We start from the raw sequence: 17,129 nt of genomic DNA on the forward strand, positions 1-17,129 counted from the left end.
CGATCCCCATGCGGCCGTTCAGCGCGTTGTACCCCATCTCCGTCACCCGACCGAGGCCCGGCTTCACCGTGCCGCCGCAGAGCCAGGACGGGGCGATCGACCGTGAAGCAGCCGACAGTTCCTCACTTACGGAGGTGCAGGCGCCGCCAGTAGCCCGCGAGGTCGTCGACGGCGGTGGTGACCGAGTCGAGGGCCATCGTGGTGCGGGACGCCCGGTCGTAACGGTCCCACTGGGGCATGGGGTCATGGTTGGGGTCGCCGGTGCGGATGAAGGAGATCCAGGACGCGTGCATGGTCTCGGCGAGACCGTCACGGACCCTGGGGGCAAGACCCGCCAGGAACGGCGCCTGCGACCACTTGTCGAAGTTGTTGAAGACGAACGGCAGCTCCAGGCAGTGCGCCGCCGCGAGTTGACCGCCGTGCGCGGGCGTGGGGAGGTTGAACTGGTACGCCCACACCGGACGCCCGCGGGCCGCCCGCTGTTCGGCCAGCGCCACGGCCGGCATACGGAACAGGTCGTCGCTGATCAGGTCCATGAGCACGTCCACCGGGCGGGCACCCGGCCGGGCCTCTTCGTACGCGGTGTACGCCTGCTCCGCCCTGCTCCCGAAGGTGTCGCGGGCTCTGGCCAGCACCTGCTCCTTGGTCGACGCGGCGTACGGCTCGCTCAGCGCGAAGGCGAAGTTGGCCTCCTCCCTGGTCCAGCCGATCAGGACCTCGATGCCCGCCCCGGCACCGCTGAGCAGCAGCTCGGCCGGGTCGCGGTCCAGGGTGACCCCGTCGATCAACGGCAGGTACGGGGTCGACCAGTAGCCCCATCGCGCGGTGCGCCCGAACATCTCGAAGGTCGCGGCGATCAGGCGGGGCCAGGGCACGGCCCGTAGCTCCGCCACGTTCTTGGCTCCGAGGATCTCCAGGTAGGCGGCGGTGCGCTGGAGGGACTCGGCGCGGGTGGGGATCTTCAGCCCGAGCGGCGGGCTCTGCAGGATCGCGCGCCGGAACAGCGGGCGGCCCTTGGTCTGGGCGCCGGCAAGCGCCGCGACCGACAGCGCGCCGCCGGACTGTCCGGCGAGGGTGATGTTCTCCGGGTCGCCGCCGAACGCGGCGATGTTCGCCCGTACCCAGTTCAGCGCGGCGAGTTGGTCGGTGAGCCAGAAGTTGCCGCCGGCGCCGTCCTCCCCGAAGTAGAGGTAACCCAGCGGGCCGAGACGGTAGTTGACGGTCACGACGACGAGGTCGCCGTTGCGGGCGAAGGTCTCGCCGGAGTAGTTCGGCATCGAGCCGGACCCGGAGATGAAGCCGCCGCCGTGGATCCACACCATCACCGGCCGCTTGGCGCCATCGGCCTTGGGGGTCCAGACGTTGAGCGTGAGGCAGTCCTCGTCGAACGGGGGAGAGCCGTGCGTGCCGAGGACCTGGTCGCCCCCTTCCCGGTAGGGCTGGGGTGCGCTCGGGCCGAAGGCGGTCGCGTCGCGCGTTCCCTGCCATCCGGGATGGGGCTGAGCCGGCCGCCACCGGAGGGCGCCGACCGGCGGCGCCGCGTAGGGCACCCCCTTGAACACGGCAAGACCCCCTTCGGTGACTCCGCGAAGCCGGCCCGCGGGCAGCTCCACGACGGGCGAGTCCGCGCTCGCTCGCGCGGCGGCCGCCTGTGCCGTCGGCCCGCCCGGCACACCGGAGATGAGTGCGGCGCCGGCCAACACCCCGCTGTTCTTGAGGATGTTTCGCCGTGATGGATCGTCGGTCATGGTGCTTCACTCCCTGACGGATCGAGGGCTCGCCGCCCCAGCGATATCGAGCAATTTTGACGGTGGCCATTGTTAGGGCACACGCGAATCCGGGGTCAAGGGGGAATCGCAACTTCGGACAGTAATGTCGAGAACTCTTGACGGACGTCGCAATCTCGCGATAGATACGTGTCACCTCAGGTACCGCCTCAGGTACTGCCCCAGGGGGACGAGAGCCCGACGACGAGTCGGCGGTCGGCGCGCAGGTGCGCCAAGGACATCGGCGGTGGCTTCGATCCTGGCCGGTCAGCGACTCGTCGCGTATCCAGAACCGGGCCCGGCCGCCCCGCAACGGACCGCACCGGTCGGCGTCCCCCACACCATTCGCATCAGCAACATCCGGTCCGTCAGGTCCGGTTGACAACGTACGGAGTCACCATGGCAGGTCGATTTCGCCCCGTAGGACTCATCACCGTCACCACGGGCCTCTTGCTGGCCACGGCGTGTGGTGGTTCCAGCCTCGGGAGCGGCGACGGCGAACAGCAGAGCGGGCCGGTGAAGATCGGGCTCCTCGTCCCGCAGTCCGGCATCTACAAGGCGCTCGGCGACGACATGAAGCAGGGCTTCGAGCTCTACGTCCGACAGCACGGCGGCAAGCTCGGCGGCCGTGAGGTGCAGATCGTCGTCGCGGACGAGGGGGAGACCGCCGACTCGGGCAAGGCCGCGGCGGAGAAGCTGGTCAAGCAGGACCGAGTGCTGGCGGTCAGCGGGGTGGTGAGCTCGGCCACCATCAACGGGGTCAAGGACCTGTTCGAGACCAGCAAGGTCCCGCTCGTCGGCTCGAACGCCTCGCCGACCAACCTTTCCGGGACCGAGTACATCTGGCGCACCTCGTACGTCAACGACGAGCCCGGCAAGGCGCTGGGCAAGCACGTCGCCGAGAAGGTCGACGGTCCCGTCTTCCTCGTCGCCGCGGGCTACCAGGCGGGCAAGGACGAGATCGAGGGCTTCAAGTCCACCTTCCTCCCCGCCGGCGGCAAGATCGCGGGCAAGGAGGTCTACACCCCGTTCCCCGGCACGAAGAACTTCCAGCCCTACCTCGCGCAGATCCAGAACTCCGGGGCGAAGGCGGTGTTCTGCTTCTACGCGGGCGGTGCGGCCGTCGACTTCGTGAAGCAGTACCGGGACTTCGGCCTCGCCGGCAAGATCCCGCTCTACGCGCCCGGCTTCCTCACCGAGGGCGGCGTCCTGAAGGGGCAGGGAGACGCGGCCACCGGCATCCTCACCGCGCTCAACTACAGCGCGGACCTGGACAACGCCGCCAACAAGAAGTTTGCGCCGGCCTATCGGTCCGCCTACGGCATGGCCCCGACCACGTACGCGATGGCGTCATGGGACGCGGCGCAGGTGCTCGACAAAGCGATCAAGGCCGCCGGTGGCACCGTGACCCCGGAATCGGTCAACGCCGCGATCGCCACGGTGGGGGACATCGACAGCCCGCGGGGCAGCTGGCGGTTCAACGGCGGCGGCACGCCGATCCAGCCCTGGTACCTGCGCGAGGTCAAGCAGGGGGCCAACACCGTCGTCGGCGACCTCGGCCGGCTGGGCGGCTGAGATGCTCGGATGGCTGAACGGCAACGCCGTCAGCGTCGTCGACGGAGTCGCCTTCGGACTGCTGCTCTTCACGATCGCGGTCGGCCTCTCCCTGGTCTTCGGCATGATGGACGTCCTCAACCTGGCGCACGGCACCCTGTACCTCGCCGGGGCCTACATCGCCTACACCCTGTCCGACGGCAGTGTGACGGGCCTGCTCCTCGCCCTGACGGCCGGCGCCCTGACGGGCGCCCTGGGGGGAGCGGCCCTGACGCTTCTCACCCAACCGCTGGCCCGGCGTGGGCACTTGGACCAGGCGGTGCTCACACTCGGCATCACCTTCATCGTCGCCGACCTCCTCGCCGCGACCTTCGGCGGCGAGGTGCTGCCCACGGACCCGCCGGCGCCGCTGCGCGGGACGGTGGACCTCCTCGGCCACACCTATCCCGTGTACCGGCTGGTGTTCATCGCCGTCGCCGCCTGCCTCGCGCTCGTCGTGTACCTCGTCTTCGAACGCAGCTCGCTCGGCGCACTCGTCCGGGCCACCGTCGCGGACCGGGACATGGTCCGCGCCCAGGGCGTCGACATCCGCAAGGTGCTCTACGGAGTCTTCGCGTTCGGCGCCGCCCTGGCGGCGGTCGGCGGTGTCCTCGGCGCACCGATCCTGGGTCCAGGGCCGGGCGTCGACGAGAGCGTCCTCGTCCTCTCGCTCGTCGTCGTGGTCGTCGGCGGCCTCGGATCCGTACGCGGGGCGCTCGCCGGGGCGCTGCTCATCGGCCAGGTGCAGACACTCGGCGTGGCCCTGCTCCCCGAGTACGCTCCGTTCCTCCTCTTCGGCACCATGCTGCTCGTGCTCGTGGTCCGCCCGCACGGCCTGGTCCAGTCGGCGGTGCGCGCATGAGCACTCCCCGAACCTCCGGTGCTGCGGGTGTCGGTACGGTCGGTTCCGTCGTACGGCGACTGCCGGTGCCCGCCGTCCTGCTCGGGCTCACGCTGGCCCCCTTCCTCCTCGGCCCGTACGCCATCGGCACCCTGTCGCGGATCCTGGTCTTCGCCCTGCTCGCGATGAGCGTGCACCTCCTCACCGGCCTGACCGGACTGCCGACCCTCGGCCAGTCGGCCTACTTCGGCGTGGGCGCGTACACCGGGGCGATCGTCGCCACGCGACTCACCGACATCGGGACACTCCAACTCCTCATCGCCGCAGGGGTCTCCGCGCTGGTGGCCGTGCCGACCGGGTGGCTCGCGGTCCGGGCCCGCGGCGTGGTCTTCCTGATGCTGACCCTCGCCATCGGCGAGATCGCCTACAGCGCCGCCGTCAACTGGAAGTCGCTCACCAACGGCACCGACGGAGTGTCGGGCATCCCGCCCGTCGTACCGTTGCCCGGCATGCCCGCGCTGGAACTCGACGGGCTGGTCTACTTCTATGTGCTGGCCGTGTTCCTGCTGCTCTTCGCGGCCGTCACCCGCCTGGGCAAGACACCCTTCGCCCTCGCCCTGCGCGGAATCCGCGACAACGAGGCCCGCATGAAGGCGATCGGCTACCCCACGCGGCGGTACGCCCTGACCGTCTACTGCGGCGCCGCGGCGCTCGCAGGGGCCGCCGGGTCGCTGTGGGTCTCGGTGCAGCGCTTCGTCTCGCCGGGCGACGCCGGCTTCGAGATCGCCGCCCTTGCCCTGCTGGCCGTCGTCATCGGAGGCTCGGGCTCGATACGGGGCGCCTGCGCCGCGGCCGCCCTCATCTGGCTCACCCGGGACTACCTCGGAAACCTCGAAGCCGTCGCCGGACGCGGGCCGCTGCTGCTCGGGCTGCTCTTCGTCATCGCCGTCTACACCCTGCCCCGCGGACTGGCCGGCGTACGGCTTCCGCACAGGCCGACCCGGAACCGGAAGAGGACGGCGTGACCGATCGCGATCTCCTGGAACTACGCCAACTGTCCAAGCGCTTCGGGTCCTTCAAGGCCGTCGACGAGGTGTCGCTCACCGTACGGGCCGGCGCGCGACACGCCGTCATCGGCCCCAACGGTGCGGGCAAGTCGACCCTGTTCGGCCTCATCTCCGGCACCCTGCCCGCCAGCTCCGGATCGATCCTCCTCGACGGGCAGGACGTGACCCGGCTGCCCGTGGAACGCAGGGTCGGGCTCGGCGCCGCCGCGACGTTCCAGCACTCCAGCCTCTTCATGCGGGAGACGGTGCTGGAGAACGTCCTGCTCGCCGTGTTGCGCCGGACCGGTACGGGACTCGGAGGCTGGCGCAGGGTGAGTGCCCGCGCGTCGGCGATCGCACAGGCCCGCACCCTGCTCGAACGCGTGGGCCTGCCCGCCCGGCACGACCTCGCGGCGGCCGAGCTCTCGCACGGTGAACGGCGGCAGCTGGAAGTCGCCGTCGCGCTGGCCACCGAACCCCGGCTGCTGCTCCTGGACGAACCGGCCGCCGGCATGTCGCCGGCGGAGACAGCACGGCTGACGGAGCTGATCGGCGCCCTGCCCAGGGAGGTGACGGTACTCCTCATCGAACACGACCTCGACATGGTCTTCGAACTCGCCGACACCGTGACCGTCATGCACCTCGGCAGCCACCTCACGACCGGCTCGCCGGACGAGGTACGGGCGTCCGCCGAGGTACAGAGCGCCTATCTGGGCACCGTGGAGGTCCCCTCGTGAAACCGTTCTTCAGCGTGCGCGACCTGCGCTCCGGCTACGCCGGGGGAGTCGTCCTCGACGGCGTCGACCTCGACCTCGAACCGGGCGGGATCCTCGCCGTACTCGGGCGCAACGGCGTCGGGAAGACCACGCTCATGTCGACCGTGATGGGTTTCGTCCGGCCGTACGGAGGCAGCGTCACCGTCGACGGCCGGGAGCTCGCCGGGGCCCGCGTCGATGTGATCGCCCGGGCCGGCGTGGGCGTCGTGCCGCAGGGGCGCCGGGTGTTCGCGCCGCTGACCGTGGCGGAGCACCTCGCGATCGCCGCACGGCGCCACGCGCGGGGGCCGTGGACGCGGGCCAGGATCCTCGACCTGCTGCCGAGGCTGGGGGAGCGGCTCGGGCATCGCGGTGACCAACTCTCCGGAGGGGAACAGCAGATGCTCGCGATCGCCCGGGCCCTGCTGGGCAATCCGCGACTGCTGCTCCTCGACGAGCCGTCCGACGGACTCGCGCCCGCGATCGTCGCCCAAGTGGGTGAGGTGGTCCGCGAGGTGAGCGCGCAAGGCATGACGGTCGTCCTCGTCGAGCAGAACCTGGGCCTCGCTCTCTCGGTCGCCGAGAACGTGGCCGTCATGCAGAAGGGGCGCATCGTCCACCGGGCGCCCTCCGCGGAATTCGCCGCCCGCCCCGACGACCGGAGGCGCCTGCTGGGCGTCGACTGACAGAACTCACGTGGAGGTTTCACCCATGGCACCCTCTCCCACTCCCTCTCCTAGTGACGGGCTCTTCTCCGCGGTCGGCCGCATGGTGGTGCTGGTCGAGGACCCCGAAGCCGCCCTGGCCTTCTACCGGGACGTCCTGGGCTTCGCGGTCCTGCACGACGAGACGACCGACGGCTACCGCTACCTGCACATCGGCCTGCCCGGCCAGGCACCGACGGGGCTCTGGCTGATGCCCGCGACCACGGACCAGGAGCGCGACCTGATCGGCCGCCAGTGCGGCGGCCAGCCCCTGCTCGTCCTGTACACGGCCGATGCGCAACAGACCGCCGAGCACCTGCGCGCCCACGGCGTGCGGGTGTGGGACGAACGGAAGGAGGTCGACAGCCGCTCCCTCCACTTCGAGGACCTGTACGGAAACGTCATCGTGGCGGCTCAACTGTCCACCTGATAGAGGTCGTTGACCAGGTGACCGCCTTCAAGGGGCGAGCAGCGGGCCGAACGTCCGGCGGCCGATGTGCTCGGCGGTCGGCAGGTCCACCACCTGGCCCGGGACGTCGGGGTGCCGGCTCGTCCAGGCGCGGGCGGTCGCGGCGTCGGTGAAGAAGTTCAGGGCGTCACAGCAGGCGGAGGCGGCGGGCCCTCCGCCCGGACGCTGCCCGACGAACACCACCGCGGTCGCCGGTTCCCATCGGACGGTGCCTGTGGTGGAGGTGACGGTGACGGGGTCGCCGCTGACCGGGTCGGTGGAGGAGATCACGGCGTCCTGGCCGAGCATGGCCGGGATCCCCAGGGCGTCGATGGCGTCCTCACCCGCCACCGCGTCCGCCTCGAAAGCGGCGTGGAGGTCTGGTCGATGTGCCTGCGGAGAACGGGTAGGCGGCGCGGATGTCGCCGCTCGGCAAGGACCTCGGTGGCGTTCCGCCCGGCAGCGGCCGCCACCGGCTGAAGCACCTGCGCCTCGGGGGCGACCCCGGTGACGGCGAAGTGGCGCAGGATCTCCTGGTGCACCGCGCGCAGGCCGTTCTCGGCCGGCGCGCGTCGCCCGCGGCCGCCGCGGCCGACCACGTCCAGCGCGTCCGGCGGCTGCGGGGTGCAGCACTCCGAAGCTCCCGCGTCGCGGACCTGTGGGGTCGCCCCGGCGAGGGCCCAGCGGAGGGCGGACTCGTCCGGTACGCCCGACACGGCGCCGTCGGGGTTCCTGTACAGGCGGCACGACAGGCTCGGCACGGCCCCGGGCGGCGCGAACGGGTCGGTGCCGTCGATCAGGATCGTCGGCGACCCGTACATGCCCCACCGGGCCGCATCGGAGGTCGCGGACCGCAGCGCGCCCGACTCTCGTAGAAGGCGCTTTCCGCCGTGTTCACCCGCGGCTGCTCAAGTTGGCTGGACAACTTTTCGTCAACCGAGAGCCGGAGGCCACCTTCATGCCCCTGAACCGTCGCGACCTGCTCAGATCCGCCGCCGTGGCCGGCGCCCTGGGCGCGGTCTGGCCGCTGAGCGCGAAGCTCTCCCCCGCTCAAGCCCTGGAGGCCGCCCAGGCGCTGGGAGCGTCGTACGACCCGGCGCCCTTCACGCTGGGGGTCGCGTCCGGCGATCCGCTGCAGCACTCGGTCTCGCTGTGGACCCGGCTCGCCCCTCAGCCGCTGGCGGACGAGCAGCGGCTGCCGGACGCCGTCCCGGTGCGATGGGTCGTCGCGACCGACCGGGAGCTGCGGCGGAAGGTCGCCGGGGGAACGGTCGCCGCCGCCGCGGCGCAGGGCCACAGCGTCCACGTCGACGTGCACGGTCTCGAGCCGGGCCGCCGGTACTACTACGCGTTCAGCGCGCTCGGCAGGACCAGCCGGGTCGGCCGCACCAGGACCGCACCCGCCCGGCACGTCGACAGGGTCCGCTTCGCCACCGCCAACTGCCAGCACTTCGCGCACGGTTACTTCTCGGCGCTGCGGGGCATCGCCCGCGAGGACGTCGACTTCGTCGTGCACCTCGGCGACTACATCTACGAGAACGGCAACTACACCGGCACCGTGCGCGACCACGAGGGTCCCGCGGTGTTCGACCTCGTCTCCTACCGGCGCCGCCACGCCCTCTACAAGGGCGACCCGGACCTCCGTGCGGCCCACGCCGCCCACCCCTGGTACCTCACCTGGGACAACCACGAGGTGCAGGGCTACTACGACGGCCGCGACGACGCCGCGTTCCTGGCCCGCAGGGACGCCGCGTACCAGGCGTGGTACGAACACATGCCCCACCGCATGGTGGGCAGCGACCCCGTACCGCACCAGCAGATCTACCGCCGCCGGAACTGGGGCGGGGTCCTGGACCTGACGATCCTCGACCTGCGGCAGTACCGGAACCGTGCCGACCGCCCGGACAGCACCATCCTCGGAGCCACCCAGCGCGACTGGCTCCTCGACCAGGCGCGCGGAGCCCGCGGCTGGCACTGCTGGGCCAACTCGATCATGCTCTCCAAGCTCGACAAGCCCGGCGGCGACCACTACTACGACATGCAGTGGGACGGCTACCGGGCCGAGCGCACCGAGGTGCTCTCGCAGCTGCACGGGCTCGGCACGGAGGACTTCGTGGTCGTGACCGGCGACTGGCACTCGGCCTTCGTCGACGACATCCGCCCGGACTTCGAGAACCCCGACTCACCCGTGATCGGCACCGAGTTCACCGCCCACTCGGTGTGCTCGGACTCCTACGGCCCCGAGTGGAACGCGGCACGCGGCCCGGAGCTCGGAAGTCTCAACCCGCATCTGCAGTACTTCGAGGGTGACCGCTACGGATACGACGTCCACGAGGTCACCACGCGCCGCTGGACGACGGAGATGCGGGTCGTCTCCGACCGCCGAGACCCGAACGCCCGCATCTCGACGCTGACGAAGTTCCACGTCGACCGCGGCCGGGTCGGCGCGTACGAGGACAAGCGCACCGCGACGTCGCCCGCCCAGTACCGCCGCATGACCGACTGACCGACTGACCGACGCCAGACCGCGAGCCACCGCCGCTGCCGTTCTTGCCCGCGCGACCGGGCCGATCGACGATCGACGAACGGCAGCGGCGGCGGTGTCTGTTCGCCGCCCGACGGCCGGAACGGCGAGATCGCCGACGGCCGCGTGACCGCGGAGCTGTCGGAATCCGCGGCGCGGTCAGGGAGTCGCGCGGACGATGACGAGCGAGCCCTCGTACGTCGGCTGCGTACGCAGATGGCCGAAGCGCTCGTCCCAGGACCCGGACTCCAGGTCGCGGCGCAGGGTGATGTCGAAGTGTTCGCGGGCGTCGTCGTCGACGAAGCTCCAGGCGGAGCACGCCTGGCGGGCGGCGGGGTCGAGGAGCATCTCGGGGCGGCCGTAGTACGCCTCGTTGAAGCCGTCGGTGCAGTCGAACGGGATCGGCACGGACTCGACGGTGACCGTCCCGCCGAGGGCGGCGGCGATCTCGGCGACGCGAGGGTAGCGGCGCGCTTCCGTGTCGAGGACATGGGGCGCGTACTCGTACAGCCAGAAGTCCCGTACGAGTGCGGGGTCGCAGGTCAGCGCCACGACGGGACCGACGGTCACGCGCCGCATCTCCCGCAGCCCGGTGGCCACGTCGCTCCACTGGTGCACGCTGAACAGCGTCATCGCGGAGTCGAACTCACCGTCCTCGAACGGGAGATCCTCGGCGACGGCGTCAACCGCACGCGGAAGCCGGGTCGGCCGCTGAGCGCGCATCGAGGCGGACGGCTCGACGGCGGTCACGACGCCGGCGACGTTCTCGTACGACCCCGCCCCCGCACCGACGTTGAGGACGGTCCCCGCTTCTCCCAAGGCCCTGGCGATGAGGCGGGCGATGCGTCCGTCCGGTCGGCGGTAGCCGGAGTATCCGGAACCGATCACGCCGTAGTCGACGTCGCCGGCGCTACCGTCGTGGGAACGAGTCGTCATCTGCCTTACCTCGCCTTGTGAGCAGGAACAGCGGGAGCGGACCGAAGGCCGGCTCGCGTTGACGACCCGATCGGTCGCTTCCGCTGCGACGGCGCCGCGCTCTCCATCCTGCATATGCAGTCTCCATCCTGCAATCAGCTCATCAATGCTTGGTTGATTACCTAGTTCAGCGCGCAGATGTGGTTCGTTCCTTTGGGGGAGTCGACAGGGCCGCGCGTCCGTAGAAGCCGTCAGCCCCGCCGTACGGCGCGGTCGCGGGAGTGCCGGGCGGCGGCCGCCGGCATGGCCGGCGTCACGTCGACTGATAGGTGAACCGCTCCTCCCAGTCGGCCGCGCGGTGCGTGAAGAAGGCGCGGGTGGCCGTGTGTTCGGCCCGGGCGGCGACGAGAGCGGTGAACCGGCGGACCAGGGGCCCACCCCACGCGCCGAGCGGGGCGCGTGCGGCGGGCCCCTGCACGCCGACATCGCGGAACGACGCGCAGGGCCCTCCTGGCCGGCTGCCCCGTTGCGGCGAGCCACTTCTCCGCGCCGGACCGGCATACGCCAGTCAAGCAGGGCTCGCCCCGAGGGGGCGATTGGATTCGGCCACAGAAAACAGCCCGACCTGGGGGCATGGGTACAGCGGATCATCCAAGAGGCTAAAGTCCAGCTGCGGGGTACATTTGCGAGGCAATGATGCGATGAGGTCTCGCTGATGCGGTTCTCTGCTCCGAGAGACTGGCAGATGCCCGCCCGATCGGGTTCTTTGAGCGGGTATTCGCCAGCCGAAATGGCCCCGCGGGGGTGCAGATGGCGTATGTCGAACGTCCCGGCGGGGAGGGAGCCTGTCATGAATCGTCGGGTCTCGCCGCCCGCTGCCGCCGTAGCCGTGGTACTGCTCTTCCCGACGCTTGCCGGGTGCGCCGGCGACACGGCAGAGAAGGAACCCGGCTCGAAGGGCAGGGCGTCCTCGGGCGCCAGATCGAGCGCCCCGACGGCCGCCACCGTCGTGCCGCTCAAGCCCGGTGAGGCGCGCGTGGCCGGGGAGGTGGAGAGGGCTGACGGGCCGGTCCGGCCGCGGCCCCGCGTCGCCGTGCCGGTCCCGAGGGACGTCAGGACCAGAGCTGTCGCCGCTGCCAGCCGGTGCCTTCCTTCTCGTACCGCAGCCGTACGTGCACGCGGGTCGCCGCGGCCTGCCAGAACTCGACGACGTCCGGCCGGACCGTGTACAGGGTCCAACCGGGGTCGACGAGGCCCGGCTCCGCCTCGATCCGGGCCAGGCTGTCCCGCAGGGCCCGGTCGCGTGCGTCCGGGTCGGTCAGGTAGCGGCTCTGCCGGCCGAGCAGCGCCTCGGCCCTGGCGGTGGCCGAGCGGGCGAGGAAGTCGGCGGCCGAACGGTCGGCGGGCTCCGGCCTGACCGGGCCCCGGACGCGGACCTGACGGCCGAACTCCGCTCAGTAGAAGGTGAGCGCGGCGCGCGGAGCGCCCGTGAGCTGAACGCCCTTGGGGCTGGAGGCGTGGCCCGCGAATCGGAACCCCGAGGAGTCGACGTCCTTCAGGATCAGCACCCGCGCGTCGGGGTCTCCGGCCTCGTCCACGGTGGACAGCGTCATGGCATGCGGGTCGGGGACCCCGGCATCGACGGCGTCGGCCAGCCACCTGAGGAACAGCTCCACGGGCTCGGCCGGGGCCTGGCCCGTGACGAATTCAGGCAACTGCCGGGCGAAGACCTCGATGCCGCGCAGCCAGTCGCGCACGGTGGAGGTGTCGTTCTCCGTCATGTCGTTCTCGCAATCGGGGTGATCTCGGCGGGGTCTCACTCGTCGGACCTGCCGGGTACACGGCAGCTGCCGATCCAGATGTCGGTGACCGCGCCGATGTATCGGGCCCCGCAGCGGTCGGAGGGTACGACGAGCTGAGGGCCGGTCGCGTCGAGTTCCTCGTCGTCCATGCGCGTCGCGAGCAGCACGGGCGCATCACCGAAGTCGGCGTCGATCTCGGCCCAGGACAGGACGGTGTAGTGCCCGTCCCCGCCGTTCACGGCGTGCAGGAAACGCGAGCGCTCCTTGCGTCGTGCGGGGTCGAAGCCGGGTCGGGCCAGGGCCAGGACCTCGCGCAGCAGTGGCCCGTGGAACGTGTGGTGCTGGGGGCCGGCGCTCGCGCAGTTGAAGACGACCTCCGCACGGTGCTGCTCCCATCCTTCCCGCAGGTCGCCGACGCTCAGGGTGACGGGATGGGCGACATCGCCCCAGAGAGCGAAGGACGCGACGCCCGCGAGCGGAGGCTGGGGCGCGGCGCTCAGTCGGCTCATCGTCGGTCCCCTTATGGCTCTGGCCTCTGGCCTATGGTCCTCTGGCGGGTGGTGGTCCGTGCGGCGGGTGCGCCGTGAGACACCCCGACCGACACCGTCGGGAACCATTCTTGCCACCCGCCTCCGCCGGATGTCCACGCATCTGGGAGTGGAGAAGTGCGGAGCGAAGTGCGGCTGTCGCCACCACCTGCGATGTGCCCGAATCCTCCAGCGTCGACGCCCGACTCCTGGATGATGATCTGAGAGATATGTCTGGACATTGCCTTCGCATCTACGATGTCAAAACTCGCACTCACATAGTGAATGTGAGACATGGGCCCAGTCCGTGGGTGCGCAAGGAGTCCGCCCTGCGAGAGGCGGACGCGGTGGCGCTCCTCGCCGGGAAAGAGACGCACGGCGACGTGCCGTCGGAGCTGGCGGACGCCTGCGCAGGCACCGGATCGCCCTGCTCGCCGTCCCGGCGCACACGAGCTTCCGGGCGATCACCGAGGTCGTCTCCCTCCGCCAGTGGGGAGAGCTCAGTCGCCGCACCACGGATCGCTACGCGCTGCCCGAGAACGTGCGTGTCGAACTCGACCGGGCGCTGGAACGCGGGGCGCCAGTGGTCGAGTTGTTCGACCGGGCCTTCGCTCACCTCGGCCTCCCCGTGTGCCACCTCCATCGGCGAGGACGACGTCGCCTTCGCAGACTTCGGTCCGATCTTCGCGGAGTACGAGGCCGACTTCGGCCGCACCTGCAGGCGGGCCACCTGGTCGGCGAGTTCCCGCACGAGACCAACGAGGGCGCGAAGGCGGAGTCGTACATCACCCCCGGGAACACCAACCCGCTGCGCCGCACCGACCGTTCCGGCCGCCGCTGCCACTGGATCCTCGAACTCCATTTCGTCAACCGGGAGAAGGGCTTCGGCGGCTTTTACGAGCAGTTGTTGGACCTCGGGTAGCGGCCGTCGCCCGTGGCCCTCGCCCGTACAGCGGCGAGGGCCTTCCGCGAACAGGGCAGAATCCTTTTCGCGTCAAGCCGCGCATTCGGGTGATATTTGACTGTCCACATATTTTTCCGTGCCTAAGATCCACTGTTGTGACAGAGAGTCAGTACGCCCGGTCCGCCCAGGACTCGGCCGATGTGGTCATCCTCGGGGCCGGCCCGGCCGGCCTGGTCCTGGGGAACCTCTTACTTCGAAGCGGCATCGACTGCGTCGTGCTGGAACGTGCCGATCGTGACCACGTCCAGAACCGCGCACGAGCGGGCTTCCTCGCCGCGAACACCGTGCGGATCCTGGAACGCAACGGTCTGGACGGGGGACTGCGCCGGCGCGGGCACGAGCACAGCGTCTGTGAGTTCCGTACCGAGGACGGCCGCTTCCGCCTGGACTACCGGAAACTCGGCCGGGGGGAGCCGCACACCGTCTATCCCCAGCACGAACTGGTCACCGATCTGCTGGCGCAGTACGTCGACGCGGGGGGCCGGATCCGCTTCGGCACCGAAGCGGTCGCCGTCGCCGACGCGGACGGCCCCACGCCCACGGTGACCGTACGGGAGGGAGACGGGCGCCCCGGGCGGTGGCGGGCCCGGTACGTCGCCGCCTGCGACGGCCGCCACGGGGCGGGGCGGCGTTCGCTGCCGCCCGGCGCGGTCCGGCGCCACCACCGTGATCACGGCGTGTCCTGGCTGGGCCTGCTCGCCGAGGCACCGCCCAGCCTCGACGCCGTGGGCTACGCGACCCACCCGCACGGCTTCGCCGGGCACATGGCCCGCTCCGCCGAGATCACCCGCTACTACCTCCAGTGCGAACGCGGGACCCAGGCCGACGCCTGGAGCGAGGACCGCGTCTGGGACGAACTCGACCTGCGCATGCGCGCGACCGAGTACGGCCCCCTGCTGCGCGGCCGCGTCGTCCAGCGCGCCGTCATCGACCTCGAGTCCGACGTCCTCGAACCACTGCGCCACGGCTCGCTGTTCCTCGTGGGCGACGCCGCCGCCCTCATCAGCCCGTCCGCCGCGAAGGGCGCGAACCTCGCGGTCCTCGAGGCGGAGATCCTGGCCCAGGCCCTGACCGACACCCTCGCCCACGGCGACCCCGAGCCACTCGCCTCCTACTCGGAGCGCTGCCTGGCGCACATCTGGCGTGCCCAGGAGTTCTCGTACTGGATGATCCGCCTCCTGCACGACATCCCGGACTCCGAAGGCGCCTCCCTCTTCCGGGAGCGCCTGCGCCGCTCCCGGATCGCCTCGCTGAGCACGTCGCGTACGCACCAGGACTGGTTCGCCGAGAACTACGTCGGCATCTGACCGACTCCCCCCTCACTCTTCATCTCGTCCCGTTCCGGGCCAGGCCCTGGGCTGCCCGTGCCTGCGCACGGCATGCCCCGATGGCCGGGCGCCGGGATTCCTCCTTCACCCACGGACAGGGAATGCACTCCGAACCTCCCTTCACCATGCCCGCAGCCACGACCACGACGACGGCGAACGCCGGCTCCGACGCGGAGCGGCTGAGCGCGACGGCCGCATTCGTACGGGAGCAGGACACGTCCGTCCTGCTCTCCCGCGTGCTGCCCGGTCTCGACGGTCCCGAACTGCGGGCGCTGACGGACCAGTGCCGCTTCGCGCACGCCGCCGTGCTCGTGTTCCCGCCCGACGAGCCCGCGCTGCGAAGGGACTTGGCGGTGGGCGGGCTGTCCACCGACGCCGAGGCGCAGCCCAGCGTCGTCGTGCGCGGACGCCTCGCCTCTCGCCACCGCCGCGATCCCGCGGATCTTGACGTAAGGATTCTCCGTCCGCTGGTCCGCGGCCCCGCCGAAGAAGTCCGGGCGGTCGAGGTGTTCGCCCTGACGGTGCCGCCGGGGTCCGGACTCGCCGGGATCGCCGCTGAGGAACGCCGTCAGGACCACGAGGCGCACCTCGCTTTCGACGTCGCGCAGCCCGACCCCCTGGTGCTGCGCGGGCTGTTGGCGAGCTTCGCGCGGCACGGCGCGGCCGCCGACGGAGGCGGCTACAACCCGCACGAGGACGGCACGGTGTTCTACTTCACGGCCCCCTCCGACACGAAGACGGCGTACCGGCGCGTGGAGTTGTACGCGAGCGGTGACCACCGTGACGTACTGACCGAGCACCTCGGCCGGTCCCTCGCCCCTGCGGAGCCCGTACGACAGCCGGACCGACCGCGGCCGGCCGAGACCCTCCTGTGGCTGCTGACCGGCGCCTGGACCACCCAGGCCCTGGCGGCCTGCGCGCGGCTCCGGCTGCCGGAGGCCATGAACCGTCACACCGGGGTCGACAGTGCGGAGCTGGCGCGGGCCGTCGGCGCCGACCCGCAGAGCCTGGCGACCCTGCTGCGGTACCTCGCCATGCTCGGCGTGGTCTCCGAAGGCCCCGACGGGTTCCGCCTCACCGGCGTCGGCGCACTCCTGGACGCGGAGGCCCCGGGCTCGATGCGGCCCCTGGCGCTGATGTACGGCGGCCCCTTCTACCAGTCCTTCGCCCACCTGACCCACACCGTCAGCAGCGGACAGCCGGGCTTCGAGCACCTCTACGGCGAGAACCACTTCGACCACTTCGCCCGCGACCCCGAACTCGCGGCCCTCTTCGACCAGTCCATGGTGTCGAGCGCCGCCATGTTCGACGCCCTTCCCGCGCACCCGGTCCTGACCGCCGCCGCCACCGCCCCCGGCCACCCTCGTACCGTGGTCGACATCGCGGGCGGCACCGGAGAACTCCTCGCCCGCATCCTGACCGCCCACCCCACCCTGCGCGGCATCCTCCTCGAACGCCCCCAGGTCCTGGAGGCGGCGCGCGCCTACCTGGCCGGCACCGACGCCGGTGGGCGGTGCGCCTACCGGGCGGGCGACTTCGCGGACGTACCCCCGGGCGGCGACGTCTACATCCTCTCCCGGGTCCTGCACGACTGGGACGACGACCGCTGCCGGAGCATCCTGCGCCACTGCGCCGACGCGATGCCCCGCCACGCGGACCTCCTCATCGTCGAACGCCTCCTGCCGGCCGACGCCACCCCGTCGCTCGCCACCGCGTGGGACCTCCACATGATGTGCAACACGGGAGGCCGCGAACGCACGGCCGACCACTACGCGCGCCTACTCGAAGCCCACGGCCTCGAACTCGTCACCACCACCCCACTGGCCCTGGGCGCCCACGCCCTCCACGCCCGCAGAGCGTGAGGCGTCGGGGTCGGAATGCGGCATAGGGATGCGGCACAGGGATGCGGCGGTGGC

Annotated in this window: 17 protein-coding genes and 1 pseudogene; 10 read left to right on the forward strand and 8 right to left on the reverse strand. The window is 71.1% G+C overall.

From position 1 onward, the window contains the following. Window positions 1-122: 122 nt before the first annotated feature. The gene (locus AB0F56_RS33390; RefSeq protein WP_362016648.1) at window positions 123-1,748 is read right to left on the reverse strand and encodes a carboxylesterase family protein; all 1,626 of its coding nucleotides are present in this window, start codon (window positions 1,746-1,748) and stop codon (window positions 123-125) included. A 417-nt stretch (window positions 1,749-2,165) separates the two neighbouring features. Here AB0F56_RS33390 and AB0F56_RS33395 point away from each other — a divergent pair, with 417 nt between their 5' ends. The 6 genes from AB0F56_RS33395 to AB0F56_RS33420 all read left to right on the forward strand — a co-directional run bounded on the left by AB0F56_RS33395 (window position 2,166) and on the right by AB0F56_RS33420 (window position 7,135). Continuing rightward, window positions 2,166-3,341: an ABC transporter substrate-binding protein gene (locus AB0F56_RS33395; protein ID WP_362016650.1), complete on the forward strand. Its 1,176-nt coding sequence runs from the start codon at window positions 2,166-2,168 to the stop codon at window positions 3,339-3,341. 1 nt (window position 3,342) lies between these two features. Further along, window positions 3,343-4,221, forward strand: coding sequence for a branched-chain amino acid ABC transporter permease (locus tag AB0F56_RS33400; RefSeq protein ID WP_362016652.1), 879 nt, complete (start codon window positions 3,343-3,345; stop codon window positions 4,219-4,221). After that, window positions 4,218-5,225 (forward strand): branched-chain amino acid ABC transporter permease, encoded by a 1,008-nt coding sequence (locus tag AB0F56_RS33405; RefSeq protein WP_362016654.1) that lies wholly within the window; start codon window positions 4,218-4,220, stop codon window positions 5,223-5,225. Before AB0F56_RS33400 ends, AB0F56_RS33405 begins: the two co-directional genes overlap by 4 nt. Further along, window positions 5,222-5,983, forward strand: a complete 762-nt coding sequence (locus AB0F56_RS33410) for an ABC transporter ATP-binding protein (RefSeq protein WP_362016656.1) — start codon at window positions 5,222-5,224, stop codon at window positions 5,981-5,983. Before AB0F56_RS33405 ends, AB0F56_RS33410 begins: the two co-directional genes overlap by 4 nt. Then, a complete protein-coding gene (locus AB0F56_RS33415; protein WP_362016658.1) occupies window positions 5,980-6,687 on the forward strand; it encodes an ABC transporter ATP-binding protein in 708 nt (235 codons plus the stop codon). The genes AB0F56_RS33410 and AB0F56_RS33415 overlap by 4 nt, the downstream gene beginning before the upstream one ends. Window positions 6,688-6,769: 82 nt before the next feature. Further along, window positions 6,770-7,135: a VOC family protein gene (locus AB0F56_RS33420; protein WP_362016660.1), complete on the forward strand. Its 366-nt coding sequence runs from the start codon at window positions 6,770-6,772 to the stop codon at window positions 7,133-7,135. A gap of 27 nt (window positions 7,136-7,162) precedes the next feature. Here the strand turns inward: AB0F56_RS33420 and merB are convergent, their stop codons facing one another. Both merB and AB0F56_RS33430 read right to left on the reverse strand, forming a co-directional pair. After that, entirely contained in the window at window positions 7,163-7,462 is a 300-nt protein-coding gene (gene merB, locus AB0F56_RS33425) for an organomercurial lyase (RefSeq protein ID WP_362016662.1), read from the reverse strand. Further along, window positions 7,441-7,974, reverse strand: coding sequence for a hypothetical protein (locus tag AB0F56_RS33430; protein WP_362016664.1), 534 nt, complete (start codon window positions 7,972-7,974; stop codon window positions 7,441-7,443). The genes merB and AB0F56_RS33430 overlap by 22 nt, the downstream gene beginning before the upstream one ends. A gap of 137 nt (window positions 7,975-8,111) precedes the next feature. Between AB0F56_RS33430 and AB0F56_RS33435 the strand changes: the two genes are divergently transcribed. Beyond that, window positions 8,112-9,659 carry an alkaline phosphatase D family protein gene (locus tag AB0F56_RS33435; protein ID WP_362016666.1) on the forward strand — a complete coding sequence of 516 codons (1,548 nt, stop codon included), beginning with the start codon at window positions 8,112-8,114 and terminating at the stop codon, window positions 9,657-9,659. Between the two features lie 177 nt (window positions 9,660-9,836). On the opposite strand, the gene AB0F56_RS33440 is transcribed toward AB0F56_RS33435, so the two are convergent. The 5 genes from AB0F56_RS33440 to AB0F56_RS33460 all read right to left on the reverse strand — a co-directional run bounded on the left by AB0F56_RS33440 (window position 9,837) and on the right by AB0F56_RS33460 (window position 12,903). After that, entirely contained in the window at window positions 9,837-10,613 is a 777-nt protein-coding gene (locus AB0F56_RS33440) for a methyltransferase domain-containing protein (protein WP_362016668.1), read from the reverse strand. A 292-nt stretch (window positions 10,614-10,905) separates the two neighbouring features. Beyond that, the gene (locus AB0F56_RS33445) at window positions 10,906-11,070 is read right to left on the reverse strand and encodes a hypothetical protein (RefSeq protein WP_362016670.1); all 165 of its coding nucleotides are present in this window, start codon (window positions 11,068-11,070) and stop codon (window positions 10,906-10,908) included. A gap of 634 nt (window positions 11,071-11,704) precedes the next feature. Further along, window positions 11,705-11,938 (reverse strand): pyridoxine 5'-phosphate oxidase C-terminal domain-containing protein, encoded by a 234-nt coding sequence (locus AB0F56_RS33450; RefSeq protein WP_362016763.1) that lies wholly within the window; start codon window positions 11,936-11,938, stop codon window positions 11,705-11,707. A gap of 108 nt (window positions 11,939-12,046) precedes the next feature. Beyond that, on the reverse strand, window positions 12,047-12,373 hold the full coding sequence (locus tag AB0F56_RS33455) for a pyridoxamine 5'-phosphate oxidase family protein (protein WP_362016672.1): 327 nt from the start codon (window positions 12,371-12,373) through the stop codon (window positions 12,047-12,049). A 35-nt stretch (window positions 12,374-12,408) separates the two neighbouring features. Further along, window positions 12,409-12,903: a molybdopterin-dependent oxidoreductase gene (locus AB0F56_RS33460; RefSeq protein ID WP_362016674.1), complete on the reverse strand. Its 495-nt coding sequence runs from the start codon at window positions 12,901-12,903 to the stop codon at window positions 12,409-12,411. 659 nt (window positions 12,904-13,562) lie between these two features. Between AB0F56_RS33460 and AB0F56_RS33465 the strand changes: the two are divergent. From AB0F56_RS33465 to AB0F56_RS33475, 3 genes and pseudogenes are all read left to right on the forward strand, one after another. Next, window positions 13,563-13,843 (forward strand): annotated as a pseudogene (locus AB0F56_RS33465) (aminopeptidase); the annotation flags it as partial. A 137-nt stretch (window positions 13,844-13,980) separates the two neighbouring features. Continuing rightward, window positions 13,981-15,192, forward strand: coding sequence for a 4-hydroxybenzoate 3-monooxygenase (locus AB0F56_RS33470; RefSeq protein ID WP_362016676.1), 1,212 nt, complete (start codon window positions 13,981-13,983; stop codon window positions 15,190-15,192). Between the two features lie 146 nt (window positions 15,193-15,338). Further along, entirely contained in the window at window positions 15,339-17,075 is a 1,737-nt protein-coding gene (locus tag AB0F56_RS33475) for a methyltransferase (protein WP_362016678.1), read from the forward strand. Window positions 17,076-17,129 lie beyond the last annotated feature (54 nt).

The organism is Streptomyces sp. NPDC026092 (genome assembly GCF_040638605.1).
In the GTDB taxonomy this organism is placed as follows: domain Bacteria; phylum Actinomycetota; class Actinomycetes; order Streptomycetales; family Streptomycetaceae; genus Streptomyces.